The sequence below is a fragment of the Micromonospora citrea genome (assembly GCF_900090315.1).
In the GTDB taxonomy this organism is placed as follows: Bacteria; Actinomycetota; Actinomycetes; order Mycobacteriales; family Micromonosporaceae; genus Micromonospora; species Micromonospora citrea.
Map to the genome: position 1 here is coordinate 2,744,907 of NZ_FMHZ01000002.1, position 15,490 is coordinate 2,760,396.

Consider the following 15,490-nt stretch of genomic DNA (forward strand, 5'->3'; position numbering starts at 1 on the left):
ACAGATTCACCGCGTCAGCTTCCGCTCGCGACCACGGCGCCCGCAAGGCCGCTCCCCCGCGCGCCGGGCCGGCCGTCCACCGCGACCGCGAGGGCTCGCTCACCGGCGCCGGTCCAGCAGGAGCACGTCCACCGTCGAGCCGGCCGCCGCGGTGGTCACCCGCTCGCCGAGCACCATCAGGCCGTTCGCCTCGGCCAGCCCGGAGAGGGTGTACGGGCCGCCGTTGAGCGGCTGGACCGTGTAGCCGCCGCCGCGCCGCTCGGCGACGTGCGCGGGGCGGAACTCGCGCAGCCCCACCGGCGACGAGATCGTCTCCAGCAGGTGCGCGCGGACGCTGGGCCGGAACACCGGTTCCGCCCCGGCCAGCAGGTTGATCGCCGGGCGGGCCAGCACCTCGAAGCCGATCAGGGCCGCGCCCGTGTCGCCGGGTAGACACACCACGGGCACCTCCTCGGCGCCGACCGTGCCGAAGCCGAGCGAGGTGCCCGGATAGAGCGCCACCTCGGTGAACGTGACCGGGCCGGCCCGGCTGCCCTCCCGGCGGGACAGGATCCGCCGCACCATGTCGCCCGGCCCGGTGCCGGTGCCCCCGGTGGTGATGATCAGGTCGGCGCGCAGCGTCTGGTCCTCCAGCAGCCCGCGCAGCCCTTCCGGGTCGTCGTCGCAGATGCCGACCCGGTACGCCAGCGCGCCCACCTCGGCCGCCGCCGCGGTGAGCGCGTGCGAGTTGGCGTCCACCGTCTGGCCGGGCTGGCTGCCCCGGCCCACGTCGACCAACTCGTCGCCGGTGGCCACGATGACCACCCGGGGGCTGGGCCGGACCACGACGTGCCCGATGCCGGTGGCGGCGAACACCGCGACCAGCGCCGGGGAGACGTACGTGCCGGCGCGGGCCAGCAGGGTGCCGGCGGGCAGTTCCTCGCCGGCCCGGCGCACCCCGTACCCCCGTTTGGGGACGCGAAAGATCTCCACCGCCGCCATGCCCTGGTCGGTCCACTCGACCGGGACCACCACGTCCGCGGCGAGCGGCAGCGGTGCCCCGGCGGCGACGGAGAAGCACGCGCCGGGGGTGAGCCGCACCGGGCGCCAGCTCGCCGCGCCGAGGTCGCCGACGACGTTGAGCCGCACGTTGCGTCCGCCCGGCCCGCCCGACTGGGTCGGGACGTAGCCCACGCCCCGACCGCCCCCGGAGATGTCCTCCCAGCGGGCCGCGTACCCGTCCACGGCCGCCTGGTCGAAGGCCGGGAAGGAGTGCGGCGCGACGACGTCCTCAGCGAGGACGTTGCCGTGCGCCTGGGTGAGGTCGAGGTCGAGCGGAGGCAGCGCGCGTAACCTGCGCAGCACGCTGCCCAGGTAGTCGGCGAGCGGCGTCAACTCGTTCGCGGCCGCCTCGGCGTCGGCCGACGCTGTCATGTACCAGTCACGCCCGACGCGTCGTCGTTGACGAACTCGGCCAGCCACTTGCGGAACTCGCCGCCGAGGTCGTCGCGCTCGGCGGCGATCTGCACCACGGTCTGGAGGTAGCCCAGCGGCATGCCGGTGTCGTAGCGGGTGCCCCGGTAGACGATGGCGTGCACCGGCGTGCCCTCGTTGCGCAGCAGCTCCATCGCGTCGGTCAGCTGGATCTCGCCGCCGCTGCCCGGTTCCGTCCGCCGGATGGCGTCGAAGATGCTGGCCGGCAGGACGTAGCGGCCCAGCACCGCGAGGTTGCTCGGCGCGTCCTCCGGCTTCGGCTTCTCCACCATGCCGGTGACCCGGACGACCTCGCCGATGTCGGTCAGCTCCGCCTCGGCCGGCTCGACCGAGGCGATACCGTAGCGCTTGGTCTCCGACGGGTCGACCTCGAAGAAGGCCAGCACCACGCCGCCGGTGCGCGCCTGGAGCTCCAACATGGCCGGCAGCAGCGGCTCGGACTGCTTCACGAACTCGTCGCCCAGCAGCACCGCGAAGGGCTGGTCGCCGACGTGCGACTCGGCGTACCCGACGGCGTGGCCGAGGCCGAGCTGCTCCGGCTGGCGGCAGGTGTAGATCTCGGCCAGCTCGCCGGGCCGGCGCACGGCGGCCAGCCGCTCGGCGTCGCCCTTCTCCTCCAGCCGGGCCTCCAGGTCGGGGCGGCTGTCGAAGTGGTCCACCATCGAGGTCTTGCCCCGTCCTGTGATCAGCAGGACGTCGCCGATGCCGGCCTGGGCGGCCTCCTCGACGATGTACTGCAGCACCGGCCGGTCGACGACCGGAAGCAGCTCCTTGGGCACCGCCTTCGTGGCCGGCAGGAACCGGGTGGCGAGTCCTGCGGCCGGGATGACGGCTTTGACCGCGCGGGAGCGACCGGTTGCGGCGGTCGCCGATGAGGGGTTCGCTGAGTGCTCCGACATGTCGCGAGACTATCGGCCACGGCTCTGCCGTGGAGGGTGAGGACCGGAAGACGCGCCGCCGCCCGTGCCCGGCCGTGCGGGACCGGGCCCGGCCGGCGCGGTACGCGGGTCGGCGTCGGGTCCGGGCGGGCCGGCGTGCGGATCGACGTCGGCGGAGTCGGCCGGATCCGGGCGGCTGCGGGCCGGCTGACGCGGGGCCCCGGCACGCGGCAGGCCGTCCTCGGAGGTGACCGCGCCAGCGGGGACGGGGATCTCCCGGGCCGGCGGATCGCCCCACCCGTCGGCGGCCCGGTCACCGTCGACCCGGCCCTCCCCGGCGGTCGGGTCGTCGGGAATCCGATCGTCGTCGGCCCGGCCCTCGGCGGTCGGGTCGTCGGGAATCCGATCGTCGTCGGCCCGGCCCTCGGCGGTCGGGTCGTCGGGAATCCGATCGTCGTCGGCCCGGCCCTCGGCGGTCGGCTCGTCGGCAATCCGACCGTCGTCGGCCCGGCCCTCGGCGGTCGGCTCGTCGGCAATCCGACGGTCGGGAGTCCGGTCGCCGTCGGCCGTCCGGGTGCCGGCGCTCCGCCAGGTGTCCCGGCCCGCCGCCTTGGCGGCGTAGAGCGCGTCGTCGGCGGCGTCCAGCACCTCCTGCCCTGAGCCGGCGTGGTCGGGATAGACGGCGATGCCGATGGAGACGGTGACCGGGATGGCCACGGGCCCGCCCCCGCCGTGCCCGCCGGCCGTCATCGGGGCCTCGCGCACGGCCGCCCCGAGCCGCTCCGCGACGATCGCCGCGCCCCGGGCGTCGGTCTCGGGCAGCAGCACCACGAACTCCTCCCCGCCCTGCCGGAAGGCGAGGTCCACCTCACGGATCTCGCCGCGTACCCGGCGGGCGAACTCGGCCAGCACGGCGTCGCCGGCCGCGTGCCCGTGCGTGTCGTTGACCTCCTTGAACCGGTCCAGGTCGAGGGCGAGGACGCTGAGCATCCGGCCGAACCGGCTCGCCCGCTCCACCTCCCGGCGGATCGACTCGCGCAGGTACCGGTAGTTCCAGAGCCCGGTCAGCGGGTCGGTCAACGAGAGCCGCTGCGCCTCCTCGTGCACCCGCACGTTGTCGACCGCGACGGCGGCGTGGCCGGCGAAGGTCCGCAGCGTCACCAGGTCGTCGTCGTCGAACTCGTCCGCGCCGAGCCGGTCGTAGAGGACGAGCACGCCGAGTGCCCCGGCCGGGGACGCCGGCTCCGCACCGGCCCGGGCGGCCGGCCCGTCCCCCGCCCGGCGCCCTCGGCCGTCCCCGCGCCGCCCGGAGCTCTCACCGCGCCGGAAGCGCCCGCCGCCCCGCCGGAGCCGCCCGGAGCTCTCACCGCGCCGGAAGCGCCCGCCGCCGCGCCGGAGCCGCTGGACGCGCCCGGAGCGCCCGGGGCCGCGAACGGCACCGCGATGTACGTGCGGCAGCGCGGCTCGCCGGGCGGCGCGGCCGTCGGCTCCACCCGGCCGCGCTGCGGTTCGCCCGTCGCCGCGACCGCGCCGACCACGCCGCTGCCCAGCGGCACCCGCAGCGGCCCGGCCCGGTCGTCCGGCGGGCAGCGCTCGTCCAGCCCTTCGGTGCACTGCGCGACGAGCCCTCCGCCGTCGTCGACCAGCAGGACCGCGCCGGCCCGGGCGCCCGTCGCCGCGATCGCGCTGTGCAGGATCACGCGCAGGATGCGTTGCAGGTCGTGCGTGCTGGCCAGGGTGTCGCCCAGCACCGCGAGGTGCCCGCGCAGCTGGTCGCGGCTGCTGGTCAGCGCCGCCACGTACGTGCCCGTCTCCCGGGTCATCCGGTTGAAGGCACCGGCCAGCCGTCCGATCTCGTCCCGGCTGCGCACCGGCACCCGGGCCGTCAGGTCGCCGCGGGCCACCCGGTCCACCGCGCCCGCCAGCTCCCCGAGCGGACGGGTGGTCACCCGGGCCAGCCGCCAGGCGGCCACCACGGCCAGCAGGGCCGCCACCAGCACCGCCGCGAGCAGCGCCGGGTAGAGGCCGGGCGGCTGTTCGCTGGGGACCGAGAGCACCAGCGGCAGCGGTTGGCCGGCCGACGGACCGACCCGGCGGACGTAACGGCCGTCGGCGGTCTCCGTGACCCGCTCCCCGTCGAGCGTGCCGGCGGCGGCGAGCACCGCGTCGCGTACCCCTGTCGACTCGGTGCTGTGGGCGAGCCGCACGGGCGCCTCGGCGTCGTCGAGCAGCGTGACCGCCACGCCGGTCACGGCCGCGAGCCGCGCCACGAAGGCCGGGTCGACCGGGTGCGCGGCGGCGACCGTGCCCAGCGACCCGCCGGACCGGTCGCGCAGGTCGACCCGGGCGGCGAGCGCCCGCACCGGGCCGGCGGACGGCGTGGCGGCCGAGCAGTCGCGCCAGGGCTCCGCCGGCCCGCCGGGCGTCGCGTAGGTGACCCGGCCGGTCACGTCGGTGACCCGCACGCCGGTCGCCAGGCCACGGCTGACCACCTGGCTCGCGGCGCCCGGCCGGTCGCCGGTCAGGGCCACCGCGTCGGCGGCGGCCCGCAGTTGCTGGCAGAGGGCGTCGACCGAGGTGCGCACGGCCGCGGCGGCCACCGCGAGCCGCTCGGTGGAGCGGCTGCGGTCGACCGACACCACTGTCGAGCCGACGAAGAGCGCCCCGAGCACCACCGGGCCGAGCACCACCGCCAGGAAGGCTGTGGTCAACCGCCCGCGTAGCGTCACTCGGTCCCCCCGGAAGTTCCGCCGCCGTCGCTTGCGATGCTGACACAGAGCAACCAGGTGACAAACGTTGCGTCAGGAGTGTTGCGTGCCCGATTTTTCTCATGAAGCGGAAGCGGCGAAGCGGGACGCCCGCGCCGCCGTGCTCGCCGCCCGCCGGGCGCTCACCGCCGCGCGGCGGGCCGACGCCGCCGGGCGCGTCCAGGCCGAGCTGGTGGCACTCGTACGCCGGCTGCGCCCGCGCCGGATGACGGCGTACGTGCCGGTCGGCTCCGAGCCGGGCGGGCCCGACCTGCCGGCGGTGCTGCACGGGGCGCTGCCGCCGGGAGGCGAGCTGCTGCTGCCGGTGCTCTGCGACGACCTCGACCTCGACTGGGCCGCCTGGACCGGGCCGGGCGACCTGGTGGCCGCCGGGCGGGGCATGCGCGAGCCGGCCGGGCCGCGACTGGGGCGGGACGCGGTGGCCGGGGCGGAGCTGGTGGTGGTGCCGGCGCTCGCGGTGGACCGCCGGGGGCTGCGGCTGGGTCGGGGCGGCGGCTCGTACGACCGGGCGCTGGCCCGGGTGCCGGCGACCGCCGTGACCGTGGTCCCGCTGCACGACGGTGAGCTGGTCGGGGTGCTGCCCGCCGAGCCGCACGACCGCCCGGTACGCGCGGTGGTCACGCCCGCCGACGGCCTGCGTACGCTGGACGCCGCCGCCGGGTGACGCGACCGGCGCCGGTGCTGGTGCCGGGGCGGACGGCGTCCCCGGCGGCGCGACCGGCGCCGGAGCTGGTGCCGGGGCGGACGGCGCTCCGGGCGTCGGGGTGTCGCGCCCCACACTTCCGCTGGACGAATCCGGGGCGATGACGCACCATTGGCACTCGAAGACGTCGAGTGCCAATCGGCCGTGCCTGATCCGGAGGAGAACGTGCCCACGTACCAGTACGCCTGCACCGCGTGCGGCCACCAGCTCGAGGCGGTGCAGTCCTTCTCTGACGAGCCGCTGACCGACTGCCCGGCGTGTGAGGGGCGGCTGCGCAAGCTCTTCAACTCGGTCGGCATCGTGTTCAAGGGCTCCGGCTTCTACCGGACGGACTCGCGCTCCTCGGGCGCCGACACGGGCAAGAACACCGGCGCGACCAAGCCGGCGAAGTCCGACTCGTCCTCGTCCGGCGACTCCGGCTCGTCGAACGGCTCGACCGCCTCGTCGTCGTCCTCGTCCTCGACCAGCTCGAACGGCTCCAGCGGCGGGGCGAGCAAGACGCCGGCCGCCAGCACCGCAAGCGCCTCCTGACGCCCGCCGCACCGACCCGGGGCCGGCCCTCGCCGCCCCGGGTCGTCGCTTGCCCGGGGGAACGGTCGACGCCTGCCCGCCGGTGAGCCGTCACCTCACCCCTGGTTGTCCACAGGACCGACGCGTCATCCACAGGCAGATCGTGGTTATCCACAGGCCCGGTGGGTTCTCCACAGCCGGGCGGGACCGGCGGCCCGGCGGGACGTCAGTCCCAGTGCGGGGGGCGCTCGGCCAGCAGCCAGTCGTCGTTGCCGCCGGAGCGTTCGCCCCAGCCCCGGTCGGTGTCGTCGGCGGTCTGCTCGGGCAGCACCACGAAGTCGTCGCTGAGGTCGACCGTGCGGTCGTCGTCGCCGCGTACGGCCGGCGTCCCCGGAAACTCGGTGCTCACGAGCGGCAAGACTAGCGCAGCGCCGGCCCGGTCACCGACGTCGAGCCGGCGGGGCGGCCGCGTCCAGCCGGTCGTCGGGCCCTCGCGTTGGTAGCGTCGGACGGCGTGACGACCCCCACCTCCGGCAGCGCCCCCGACGAGTACTGGCGGCGGCCCGAGCCTCCGCCGGAGGGGGGTCCGGCCCTGCCGGCACCCGGCGGCGGACATCCCGGCACACCTGCCACCACGCCGCCCGGCGGCGAACGTCCCGGCACACCGACCGGCACGCCGCCCGGGAGCGGCTACGCCGGCCCGCCGGCCACCACACCTCCGCCGGCCGGCTGGCGACCGCCGGTGCACCTGCGCCCCCCGCCGCCCCGGCGGCTGCCCCCGCAGGACATGGCGGGGCTCGACACGGCGGAACAGCACGCCCAGCGACTCACGTACGGCGTCGGTGCGGTGGCCGGCATCGTGCTGGTGCTCCTCGTCTGCCTCCTCTGCTCCCGCCGCCTCTTCTGACACCTCCGCCCGCCCTCCCCTCTCCTCCCCACTCCCCTGCGATCTTGCACTTTCTGCCCCGTCGCACCCGCACAAGAGGGACGAACCGGGGGCCGAAAGTGCAAGATCGCCGAAGCTGTCGGGAGGGAAAGAGGGAACGAGGGAGGGTCAGAGGGTGTTGCCCCAGACGGTCTCCGCGCCGGAGTGACCGGTGAGGTAGACGTAGACGAGGCTGACGACGGCTAGCGCGACCACGGCGACCGACAGCACCGGCGTGATCCAGGACGGCAGCCTCCGTACCCGCGGATGGCCGCTCGTGACCGCGAGCAGCAGCAGCGACACCACGGCCAGCGGCAGGACGTACCGGAACAGGATGTCGCCGTAGCGGGAGTGCTCGAAGATCTGGTCCACGATGGGGCCCTGCATGCCCCGGGCGACGAACGCGTCGGTCAACTCCTCGCCGGACTCGACCGCGACGAAGGCGGTCAGCGGCGCCACCACGGCGAGGATCGCCACCGCCCAGTCCAGCCGGGGCCGAAACCTGGGCAGCGCCACGTAGGCGCTGGCGAGCAGGGCCAGCAACGGCACGAACACGACGACCGCGTGCACGACCAGCACGTGGGCCGGCAGGCCCAGGATCTCCTTGAACATCGACACCTCCGGCGGTACGCGGTCGCGGGTTGCCAGCGTACGGTGCGCCGGTCGGCCCGCCCAGGCCCTGTCGACCGGCTACACGCGCCGCGGACCGCTCCGGTTCACCCTGCACACCACCGGCTGGGCTGTGGCCGGGGCCACCCCGAACCGGAGGCCGATCGTCGGCCTGGTCACCGCGTGCTGTCATTGGCGCATGTCCGGTGGGGAGGAACTGCTCCGGTCGAGGGGCCTGCGGGTCACCCGGCCGCGCCTCGCCGTACTCGACGTCCTGGCGGCGGGCGGCCACCTCGAGGTGGAGGAGATCACCCGGCGGGTCCGCGAACGCCTCGACTCCGTCTCCACCCAGGCGGTCTACGACGTGCTCGGCGCGCTGTCCCGGGCCGGGCTGTCCCGCCGGATCGAGCCGGCCGGCAGCCCCGCCCGCTACGAGGCGCGGGCCGGGGACAACCACCACCACGTCGTCTGCCGGGGCTGCGGCGAGATCGCCGACATCGACTGCGCGGTCGGCAACGCGCCCTGCCTGGACCCGGACATCGCCCACGGGTTCGAGGTCGACGAGGCGGAAGTGACGTTCTGGGGCCTCTGCCCGACCTGCCAGACCCGCCGATCCGCCGACGACTGACCGCCCGCCTGGTCGGACGACCGGCGGCCCGCGGGCCGACGGAGAGCAGCGACGCCCCGGCCAACCGCCTCCTGACCGCCCGCGACGACCGACGGCGGACCAACCGCCGACGACGGACGGGCCGGGACGACCGACGGCGGACCGCCGACGACGGCAGACGGACCGCGACGACCGACGACCGACCGCCGACGACGGCAGACGGACCGCGACGACCGACGACGGACCAACCGTGACTACCGACGGACCGCGACGGCGGACAGGCCCGAGCGACGGACGGCGGAGAGGCCGGCGGTCCGTTGCCGGGGGTGCGTCGCTCCGGGGCGTGGCACGCTTGGTCGGTGGACTCCGAAGATCTCGGTCTCTTCGGTCCGGGTTCGGTCACGTGGAAGGTGCACGAGGAGCCGATCCTGATCGTCGCCGGCCTGCGTTCGCTCTACCTCCAGGCGCTGCACCCTCGTGCGATGGCGGGGGTCGCCCAGAACAGCAACTACCGCTCCGACGCGTGGGGTCGCCTGGTGCGCACCGCAACCTACGTGGCGACCACCATCTACGGCACCACCGCCGAGGCGGAGGCCGCCGGGCTACGCGTACGACGGCGACACGCCCGGCTGCGGGCCACCGACCCGAGCACCGGGGAGGAGTTCCGCGTCGACGATCCCGACCTGCTGCGCTGGGTGCACGTCACAGAGGTCGAGTCGTTCCTCGACACGGCCCGCCGGGCGGGGCTGCCGCTGAGCGCCGACGAGATCGACGGCTACTACACCGAGCAGCGGCGAGCCGCCGCCCTGGTGGGCCTCGATCCGCAGACGGTTCCCGGCACCGCCGCCGAGGTGGCCGACTACTACCGCCGGGTCCGCCCGGAGCTGCGGATCACCCGCGAGGCGGCCGAGACGGCGCTGTTCCTCACCGCACCGCCGATCCCGTGGAAGCTCAGCCTGCCCGCCCGGATCGGGCTCAACCTGGGGCCGGCGCGCTGGGCGTACTTCGGCATCGCCGGCACCGCGTTCGCGCTGCTGCCGGCCTGGGCCCGGCGGATGTACGGCGGGCTCGGCCTGCCCACCACCGCGCTCTCGGCCGACCTGACCGTGCGGGCGCTGCGGCTGACCCTCGCCGCGGTGCCCCGCCGCTGGCGGGAGGGGCCGTTGCAGCAGGCCGCGAAGGCACGGGCGGCCCGCCTCGCCGACTCTGCCGCCTGAATCCCGCGCCCACCTCCGCCAGGGCCGCCGCACGAGTGTCGGCCGTCGCCCGCGTCTGCCGGCGGGCCAGCGCGTCGGCGAGCGCGCGGGCCGGAAGGCGGCGGCGGTCAGTCCCGGCCGGGCGCCGGGTCGACGGTGTGCTCGACGGCCGCCCACGGCTCCTTGCCCGGCGCCTGTGCCCCGGCGGGGCAGGTGCGCCGGTAGTCGCACCAGCCGCAGCGGGGGCCCGGTGTGGTCGGGAAGGCCTCGTCGGGGTCGTCGCCGTCGGCGACCGCCCGCTCGGCGGCCATGATGTCGCGCGCTGTCTCCTCGGCCCGGGAGAGCTGCCGGGCCAGCGACTCGACGGTGTGCTCGTGCGCGGCGACCGTGCCGGTGGGCAGGTGGTGCAGCTCCACCCGGCGGCAGGGCCGGCGGAACACCCGCTCCGCCGCGTACGCGTAGAGCGCGAGGGCCTGCGAGCCGCGCGCGTCGTCGGCGTCCAGCCCGGTGCGGCCCGTCTTGTAGTCGACGATGACCAGCTCGGGGCCCTCCGGGCCGGGGCGGGAGTCGATCCGGTCGGCGCGGCCGTTGAAGGCCAGCACCCCGGTCTTGACCGCCACCACCCGCTCCACGCCGAGCGGGTCGGCGCCCGGGTCCAGCGTCTCGACGTAGGACTCCAGCCAGCCCAGCGCCCGACGGTAGGCCGCCCGCTCCTGCTCGTCGTCGCGGTAGCCCTCGCGCACCCAGGTGCCCTTCAGCAGCGCGGCGAGCGCCTCCGGACGGCGCCGGTCGGGGCTGAGGGCATACCAGTTCTTCAGGGCGGTGTGCACGCTCGCGCCGAGGGAGTTGTGCGCCCACGGCGGGCCCTTCGGCGGGGCCGGACGGTCGACGTAGGAGTAGCGGTAGCGCCGGGGGCAGTCCGCGTAGGCGCCGAGCTTGCTCGGGGTGCAGACGAAGAGCCGCTCCGGCATGCCCTCGAAGCCGAGCTGCTCGGGCTGGCCGCCCCGGGGGCGGGGTGCCCGGCCGCCCGTGGCGGGGGACCGTCCGGCTGAAGAGGCTCGTCGCACACCGTGATCCTGCCATCCGGGCCCGACAAACTCGGCCGGCGGTCAGGCCATGTTGGCGTACTGGGTCACGAAGGCGGCCACCGCGTCGGCGATGAGCTGCACCGCGATCGCCGCCAGCAGCAGACCGGCGATCCGGGTCAGCACCTCGATGCCGCCGGGCCGCAGGATCTTGACGATTCCGCCGGAGAAGCGCAGCACGATCCAGACGGTGAGCATCACGGCCACGATCGCGGCGGCGATGGCGCTGTAGTCCGTCGCGCCGTCGGCCTGCTGGACGAAGAGCATGGTGGCCACGATGGCGCCGGGTCCCGCCAGCAGCGGCGTACCGAGCGGCACCAGCGCGATGTTCGAGGTGACCTGCTGGCTCGGATCGTCGGCCTTGCCGGTCAGCAGTTCCAGCGCCACCAGGATGAGCAGCAGCCCACCGGCGGCCTGGAGGGCCGGCAGGTCCACGTGCAGGTAGTCGAGGAGCGTCTGGCCCGCCACCGCGAAGACCACGATCACGCCGAGCGCCAGGGCGACGGCCTGCCAGGCCGCGCGGTTGCGGTCGCGGGCCGGCAGCGGGCCCGTCAGGGCCAGGAAGATCGGCATCATGCCCGGGGGGTCCACGATCACCAGCAGGGTCACGAAGACCTCACCGAACAGCTTTGCGTCCACGTGATCAACGTAGCCGCGCCGCCGGAGGCGGAAACGCGGATCAGCCGGAAGCGACCCCGGTCACGCCGCTCGACTCGACGAGGATCCGCTCGTACGCCGAGGGGTCGGTGGTGAACGCGCCGAGCCGGACGGTCTTGTGCGTGCCGTGGAAGTCCGACGAGCCGGTCACCAGCAGCCCCAGCTCGTCGGCGAGCGCACGGACGTGCGCCCGCTCGGCCGGGGAGTGGTCCTCGTGGTCGGCCTCCAGCCCCGCCAGGCCCACCGCGGCGAGATCGGCGATCAGCTCGTCCGGCACGATCCGCCCCCGCCGGGTGGCCCGGGGGTGGGCGAAGACCGGGACGCCGCCCGCCGCGCGGACGAGCCGGACCGCGTGGAAGACGTCGATGTCCTCCTTCGGCAGCCGGTAGCGCTCACCCAGCCAGTCCGGTCCGAACGCCTCCGTGGTGGTGGCCACCAGACCGGCCCGGATCAGCGCCTGGGCGATGTGCGGCCGGCCCACGGTCCCGCCGGCCGCCCCGGCGAGGATCTCGGGCCAGCTCACGTCGATCCCGTCGGCCCGCAGCAGCGCCACGATCCGTTCTCCCCGCTCCTCCCGCGCGGCCCGCACCCGGGTCAGCTCGGCGACGAGTTCCGGGGCGTCCGGGTCGAAGAGGTACGCCAGCAGGTGCAGCGGCACCGCCGGCTCCTCGCCGTACCAGCGGCAGGAGATCTCGGCGCCCCGCACCAGGTCGAGCCCGGCCGGCAGCGCCCGCAGGGCGGGCTCCCAGCCGGCGGTGGTGTCGTGGTCGGTGATCGCCACGACGTCGAGCCCGGACTCCGCCGCGGCTCGTACCAGCTCGGCGGGGCTGAGCGTGCCGTCGCTGGCGGTGGAGTGGGTGTGCAGGTCGATCCGCGGACGCGCGCTCACCGCCCTGACGCTACCGGCCACCGCCCGCCGGTCGTCAGGAGGCCTCGCGGCCGACCGGCACCGGCCGCTGACCGTCGACCAGGCCGGCGACCGGAGCGCCCGACGACTGCTCGCCCGCCAGCGCCCGGCTCACGTCGACGCGCACCAGGCCGGCGCGGGCGTCGGGGTAGTGCGCCGTGCCCTCCGGCGTCCAGGCGACCGGGCCGTGCACGGGCGGTCCGGCCGGCCGGACCGTCGGGGCGGAACGGAGCCAATCGAGGTCGACCAGCAGCGCCCGGGCCTCGCCGCCCGTCCGCCCGTTGACCAGGAGCCACCGCCCGTCGACCGAGACCGCGCCCTGCCCGTCGCCGCTCAGGACGGGCCCGCAGCCCGTTCGCGCCGGGGCGAGGTTCCGGGCCGGGTCGAGCAGGGCGAGACAGGGCCGTCGGGGCGTACCGGCGGACACCTGCGCGACCACGGTGCCGTCGGGACGGGTGCCGTAGACGTGCACGCTGGCCCGGTCGCCCCCGCTCTTCAGCGGACCCTGGGCGGGGCGCCACAGGGCGTGGCCGGGCTCGTCCGCGTCGAGCCGTACCACGACGGCGTCGCCCGCGAAGCCGACCGGCGTCGCGCCGGCCGGCACCGGCGTGCGGGCGGCGGCGACGACCTGGGCGCCGACGATCCCGGCGACGACGAGTTCGCCACCCTCCCGCCAGGCGACCTGGCGTCCGTCGCGGCTGAGAACGATGTCCCGCGCCCCGGCCAGCAGCAGGTGCGCCGCGCCGTCGGGGGACACCACCCACAGCGATCGGCCGGCCGCCGTCGGTGCGCCCACCACGGCCCAGCCCGTGCCGTCGGGCAGCCGCTGGGCCCGCTCGGCCGGGCCCACGTCGGGCAGCGTCAGTCGCTGCCCGCCCGCCGTGGTGAGCGACGTGCCGAGGATCAGGTCCACCTCTCCCCGGCCGAGATCGGCGGGAGGGGCGTCCAGCAACGCCGGGGTCGGGTCGGGCAGGGGCGAGGCGTACGGGTCGCCGAGCACCACCGTGGGATGCGTGGGCCGGCCGGGCTGCTGCCCCAGCTGGGCGATCCCGGTGCTGACCCCCACGGTGACGACCGCGGCCATCGCCACCCCGGCCAGGGTGCGCCGGCGCCGGGCCTGGTCGGCCCGTCGGATCGCCAGTCCCGCCGGGTCGGCGGCGAGCGGACGGGCGACGGCGACCCGGCGGGCGAACGTCTCCCGCAGCGCCTGCTCCAGCTCGTCCTCGGTCACGCCGTATGGACGCCCTGGGCCGTCGGTCCGGTTGTCAGCACGGCCCGTCGGGTGGCTCACCGACGCTCTCCGGCGCCGCTGCCGGCCGGTACGCCGGACGGGTCGAGCTCCTCGTCGCGGTCGGACGGCCCGGCGCCCGGCGCAGCCGGCCCGACGTCCTGCGCTGCCGGCCCGACGCCCTGCGCGGTGGGGTCGGTGCCGGATGCGACCGGCACGGCGGGCGCGGCACCCGGAGCGGTGACGCGCGGCGGCGCGGCGGTCGCCGCGACGACGGCCGCCGCGTCCGCCCCGACCACCATCGTCGGCGCGGCGTAGGCCGGCGGCCGCCCGGTCTCGGCGGGCGCGGGCGCGGGCCGACCGGCGGGCGCGGGCGCGGGCCGACCGGCATCGGCGGGCGCGGGCCGACCGGCGGAGGCGCTCCTGGGGCGGGCCGGGGATCGGTCAGCCCCGGCCGGCAGGTCGAGGGCGGCCTCGGCCCCCATCCGTCGGCGCAGGGTGCCCAGGGCGCGGGAGGTCTGGCTCTTGACCGTGCCCGGCGAGATGCCGAGCAGGGCGGCGGTCTGCGACTCGGACATGTCCTCGTAGTAGCGCAGCACGAGCACCGCCCGCTGCCGGGTCGGCAGCGCGCTCAGGTGGCGCCAGAGCAGGTCACGGTCGAGCTGCTGCTCGATCTCGTCGACCGCGGCACGTTCCGGCAGCGTCTCGGTGGGACGTTCACCGTGCCACCGCCGACGCCACCAGCTCGTCGAGGTGTTGACCATGACCCGGCGGGCGTACGGCTCGATCGCCTCGATCCCGCCGAGCCGCTTCCAGGCCAGGTAGGTCTTGGTCAACGCGGTCTGCAGCAGGTCCTCCGCGGTCGCCCAGTCCCCACTGAGCAGGTACGCGGTGCGCAGCAGGGCACCGGAGCGGGCCGCGACGAAGTCGCGGAACTCCTCCTCCAAGGGATCCCTGCCCGCCATCAGCCACCTCCGCGCCCCGTTTCCCTGGCAGGTTGCCACGGCCGGGGCGCCCGGGTCGACGGCGAATGGTGCGCAGTTCCTCCGATGTTCGGACGAAAAGTTTCACGCCCCGTCGTCGGCCTTGGCCTCGTCGGCCTCCTTGCCCAGCCGCGCCTCGACCGCCTGCGGCTCGTACATCTCCTCGACGACGCGCAGGTAGAGCTCGTTGGGGTTGGGCAGGTTCTTGATCTCGCGGAGCGCCTGCTCCTGGCCGGCGGACTCGAGCACGAAGGTGCCGTAGTTGAGCGCCCGGCCCGTCGGGGTCTGCTCGTACTTCATGTCGGTGACCCGGACCAGCGGCATCATCGCGACCTGCCGGGTGATGATGCCGTTGACCACCATCACCCGCTTGTTGGTCAGGATGAAGCGGTCGTACCACCAGTCGGCGACCTTCCACGCCACCCAGCCCATCACCGCGAACCAGAGCAGCACGGCGATCGTGGTGAGCGCCCCCACGTCCTGCCCGGCGAGGAAGCCGGAGAGGTAGCCGAGCACGAACGTCGCGGCGATGCCGACCAGCAGCGGCGTGGAGAGGTGGATCCAGTGCCGCTTCCACTCGCCCCGGTAGCGCTCGGTGGGGAAGAGGTAGCGCGCGACCAGCGAGCTGGGCTCGTCCTCCAACGGCAGGACCCGGCGCGGGGTCATGCCGGCGGCGTCGGCCCGCAGGCCGGCCAGCTCGTCCTCCGAGATCTGGGGCGGCTGGTAGCCGGCCTCGGGATCGCGGATCCAGGCCCGACCGGACCGCCCCTCCCCCGCGTAGGCCGGGCCGTCGCCGTAGCCGGCGTCGTCCGAAAGGGAGGGGCCGTCGCCCAGGCCCGGGCCGGTGCCGTAGCCCGGCCCGTCGTCGGGCCCGAGCCGAGGGATCGGTTCCGTGTCTCGCTCCCGGCGCTCCCGGTCGGGGTCGTCGGGGTCGAAGGGGGGACCGGAGGGGCTTCCCATC

At 75.8% G+C, this 15,490-nt stretch carries 15 protein-coding genes and 1 pseudogene; 5 read left to right on the plus strand and 11 right to left on the minus strand.

Going from position 1 to position 15,490, the window contains the following annotated elements; translation table 11 throughout:
* Positions 1-99 precede the first annotated feature (99 nt).
* The 3 genes and pseudogenes from GA0070606_RS12465 to GA0070606_RS34005 form a co-directional block, all read right to left on the minus strand.
* The gene (locus GA0070606_RS12465; protein WP_091098288.1) at positions 100-1,413 is read right to left on the minus strand and encodes a molybdopterin molybdotransferase MoeA; all 1,314 of its coding nucleotides are present in this window, start codon (positions 1,411-1,413) and stop codon (positions 100-102) included.
* Positions 1,410-2,372: a UTP--glucose-1-phosphate uridylyltransferase gene (locus tag GA0070606_RS12470; RefSeq protein WP_091098292.1), complete on the minus strand. Its 963-nt coding sequence runs from the start codon at positions 2,370-2,372 to the stop codon at positions 1,410-1,412. The genes GA0070606_RS12465 and GA0070606_RS12470 overlap by 4 nt, the downstream gene beginning before the upstream one ends.
* Positions 2,373-2,684: 312 nt before the next feature.
* A pseudogene (locus tag GA0070606_RS34005) lies at positions 2,685-5,080 on the minus strand (diguanylate cyclase); the annotation flags it as partial.
* 85 nt (positions 5,081-5,165) lie between these two features.
* On the opposite strand from GA0070606_RS34005, the gene GA0070606_RS12485 reads away from it, so the two are divergent.
* Together GA0070606_RS12485 and GA0070606_RS12490 are read left to right on the plus strand one after the other, a co-directional pair.
* Positions 5,166-5,783, plus strand: coding sequence for a 5-formyltetrahydrofolate cyclo-ligase (locus tag GA0070606_RS12485; protein WP_091098294.1), 618 nt, complete (start codon positions 5,166-5,168; stop codon positions 5,781-5,783).
* A gap of 183 nt (positions 5,784-5,966) precedes the next feature.
* Positions 5,967-6,353 (plus strand): FmdB family zinc ribbon protein, encoded by a 387-nt coding sequence (locus GA0070606_RS12490; protein WP_245724662.1) that lies wholly within the window; start codon positions 5,967-5,969, stop codon positions 6,351-6,353.
* 205 nt (positions 6,354-6,558) lie between these two features.
* Here GA0070606_RS12490 and GA0070606_RS12495 read toward each other — a convergent pair whose 3' ends face one another.
* The gene (locus tag GA0070606_RS12495) at positions 6,559-6,741 is read right to left on the minus strand and encodes a hypothetical protein (RefSeq protein WP_091107652.1); all 183 of its coding nucleotides are present in this window, start codon (positions 6,739-6,741) and stop codon (positions 6,559-6,561) included.
* A 105-nt stretch (positions 6,742-6,846) separates the two neighbouring features.
* On the opposite strand from GA0070606_RS12495, the gene GA0070606_RS12500 reads away from it, so the two are divergent.
* Positions 6,847-7,239: a hypothetical protein gene (locus GA0070606_RS12500; protein WP_245724663.1), complete on the plus strand. Its 393-nt coding sequence runs from the start codon at positions 6,847-6,849 to the stop codon at positions 7,237-7,239.
* Between the two features lie 147 nt (positions 7,240-7,386).
* Here the strand turns inward: GA0070606_RS12500 and GA0070606_RS12505 are convergent, their stop codons facing one another.
* Positions 7,387-7,869, minus strand: coding sequence for a DUF2231 domain-containing protein (locus GA0070606_RS12505; protein ID WP_091098302.1), 483 nt, complete (start codon positions 7,867-7,869; stop codon positions 7,387-7,389).
* Between the two features lie 196 nt (positions 7,870-8,065).
* On the opposite strand from GA0070606_RS12505, the gene GA0070606_RS12510 reads away from it, so the two are divergent.
* Complete coding sequence (locus tag GA0070606_RS12510; protein WP_091107654.1) at positions 8,066-8,494, plus strand: Fur family transcriptional regulator; 429 nt, start codon at positions 8,066-8,068, stop codon at positions 8,492-8,494.
* Positions 8,495-8,832: 338 nt separating this feature from the next.
* Positions 8,833-9,690: an oxygenase MpaB family protein gene (locus GA0070606_RS12515; protein ID WP_091098306.1), complete on the plus strand. Its 858-nt coding sequence runs from the start codon at positions 8,833-8,835 to the stop codon at positions 9,688-9,690.
* 107 nt (positions 9,691-9,797) lie between these two features.
* On the opposite strand, the gene GA0070606_RS12520 is transcribed toward GA0070606_RS12515, so the two are convergent.
* From GA0070606_RS12520 to GA0070606_RS12545, 6 genes are all read right to left on the minus strand, one after another.
* Positions 9,798-10,640 carry a RecB family exonuclease gene (locus tag GA0070606_RS12520; protein WP_091098310.1) on the minus strand — a complete coding sequence of 281 codons (843 nt, stop codon included), beginning with the start codon at positions 10,638-10,640 and terminating at the stop codon, positions 9,798-9,800.
* Positions 10,641-10,778: 138 nt separating this feature from the next.
* Positions 10,779-11,393 carry a MarC family protein gene (locus GA0070606_RS12525; protein WP_091098313.1) on the minus strand — a complete coding sequence of 205 codons (615 nt, stop codon included), beginning with the start codon at positions 11,391-11,393 and terminating at the stop codon, positions 10,779-10,781.
* A 40-nt stretch (positions 11,394-11,433) separates the two neighbouring features.
* The gene (locus GA0070606_RS12530) at positions 11,434-12,300 is read right to left on the minus strand and encodes a PHP domain-containing protein (RefSeq protein ID WP_091098318.1); all 867 of its coding nucleotides are present in this window, start codon (positions 12,298-12,300) and stop codon (positions 11,434-11,436) included.
* 34 nt (positions 12,301-12,334) lie between these two features.
* Positions 12,335-13,549, minus strand: a complete 1,215-nt coding sequence (locus tag GA0070606_RS12535; protein WP_141721657.1) for a hypothetical protein — start codon at positions 13,547-13,549, stop codon at positions 12,335-12,337.
* A gap of 56 nt (positions 13,550-13,605) precedes the next feature.
* The gene (locus tag GA0070606_RS33695; RefSeq protein ID WP_091098325.1) at positions 13,606-14,511 is read right to left on the minus strand and encodes a SigE family RNA polymerase sigma factor; all 906 of its coding nucleotides are present in this window, start codon (positions 14,509-14,511) and stop codon (positions 13,606-13,608) included.
* A gap of 102 nt (positions 14,512-14,613) precedes the next feature.
* On the minus strand, positions 14,614-15,489 hold the full coding sequence (locus GA0070606_RS12545; RefSeq protein WP_091098328.1) for a PH domain-containing protein: 876 nt from the start codon (positions 15,487-15,489) through the stop codon (positions 14,614-14,616).
* Between the last annotated feature and the right edge of the window lies 1 nt (position 15,490).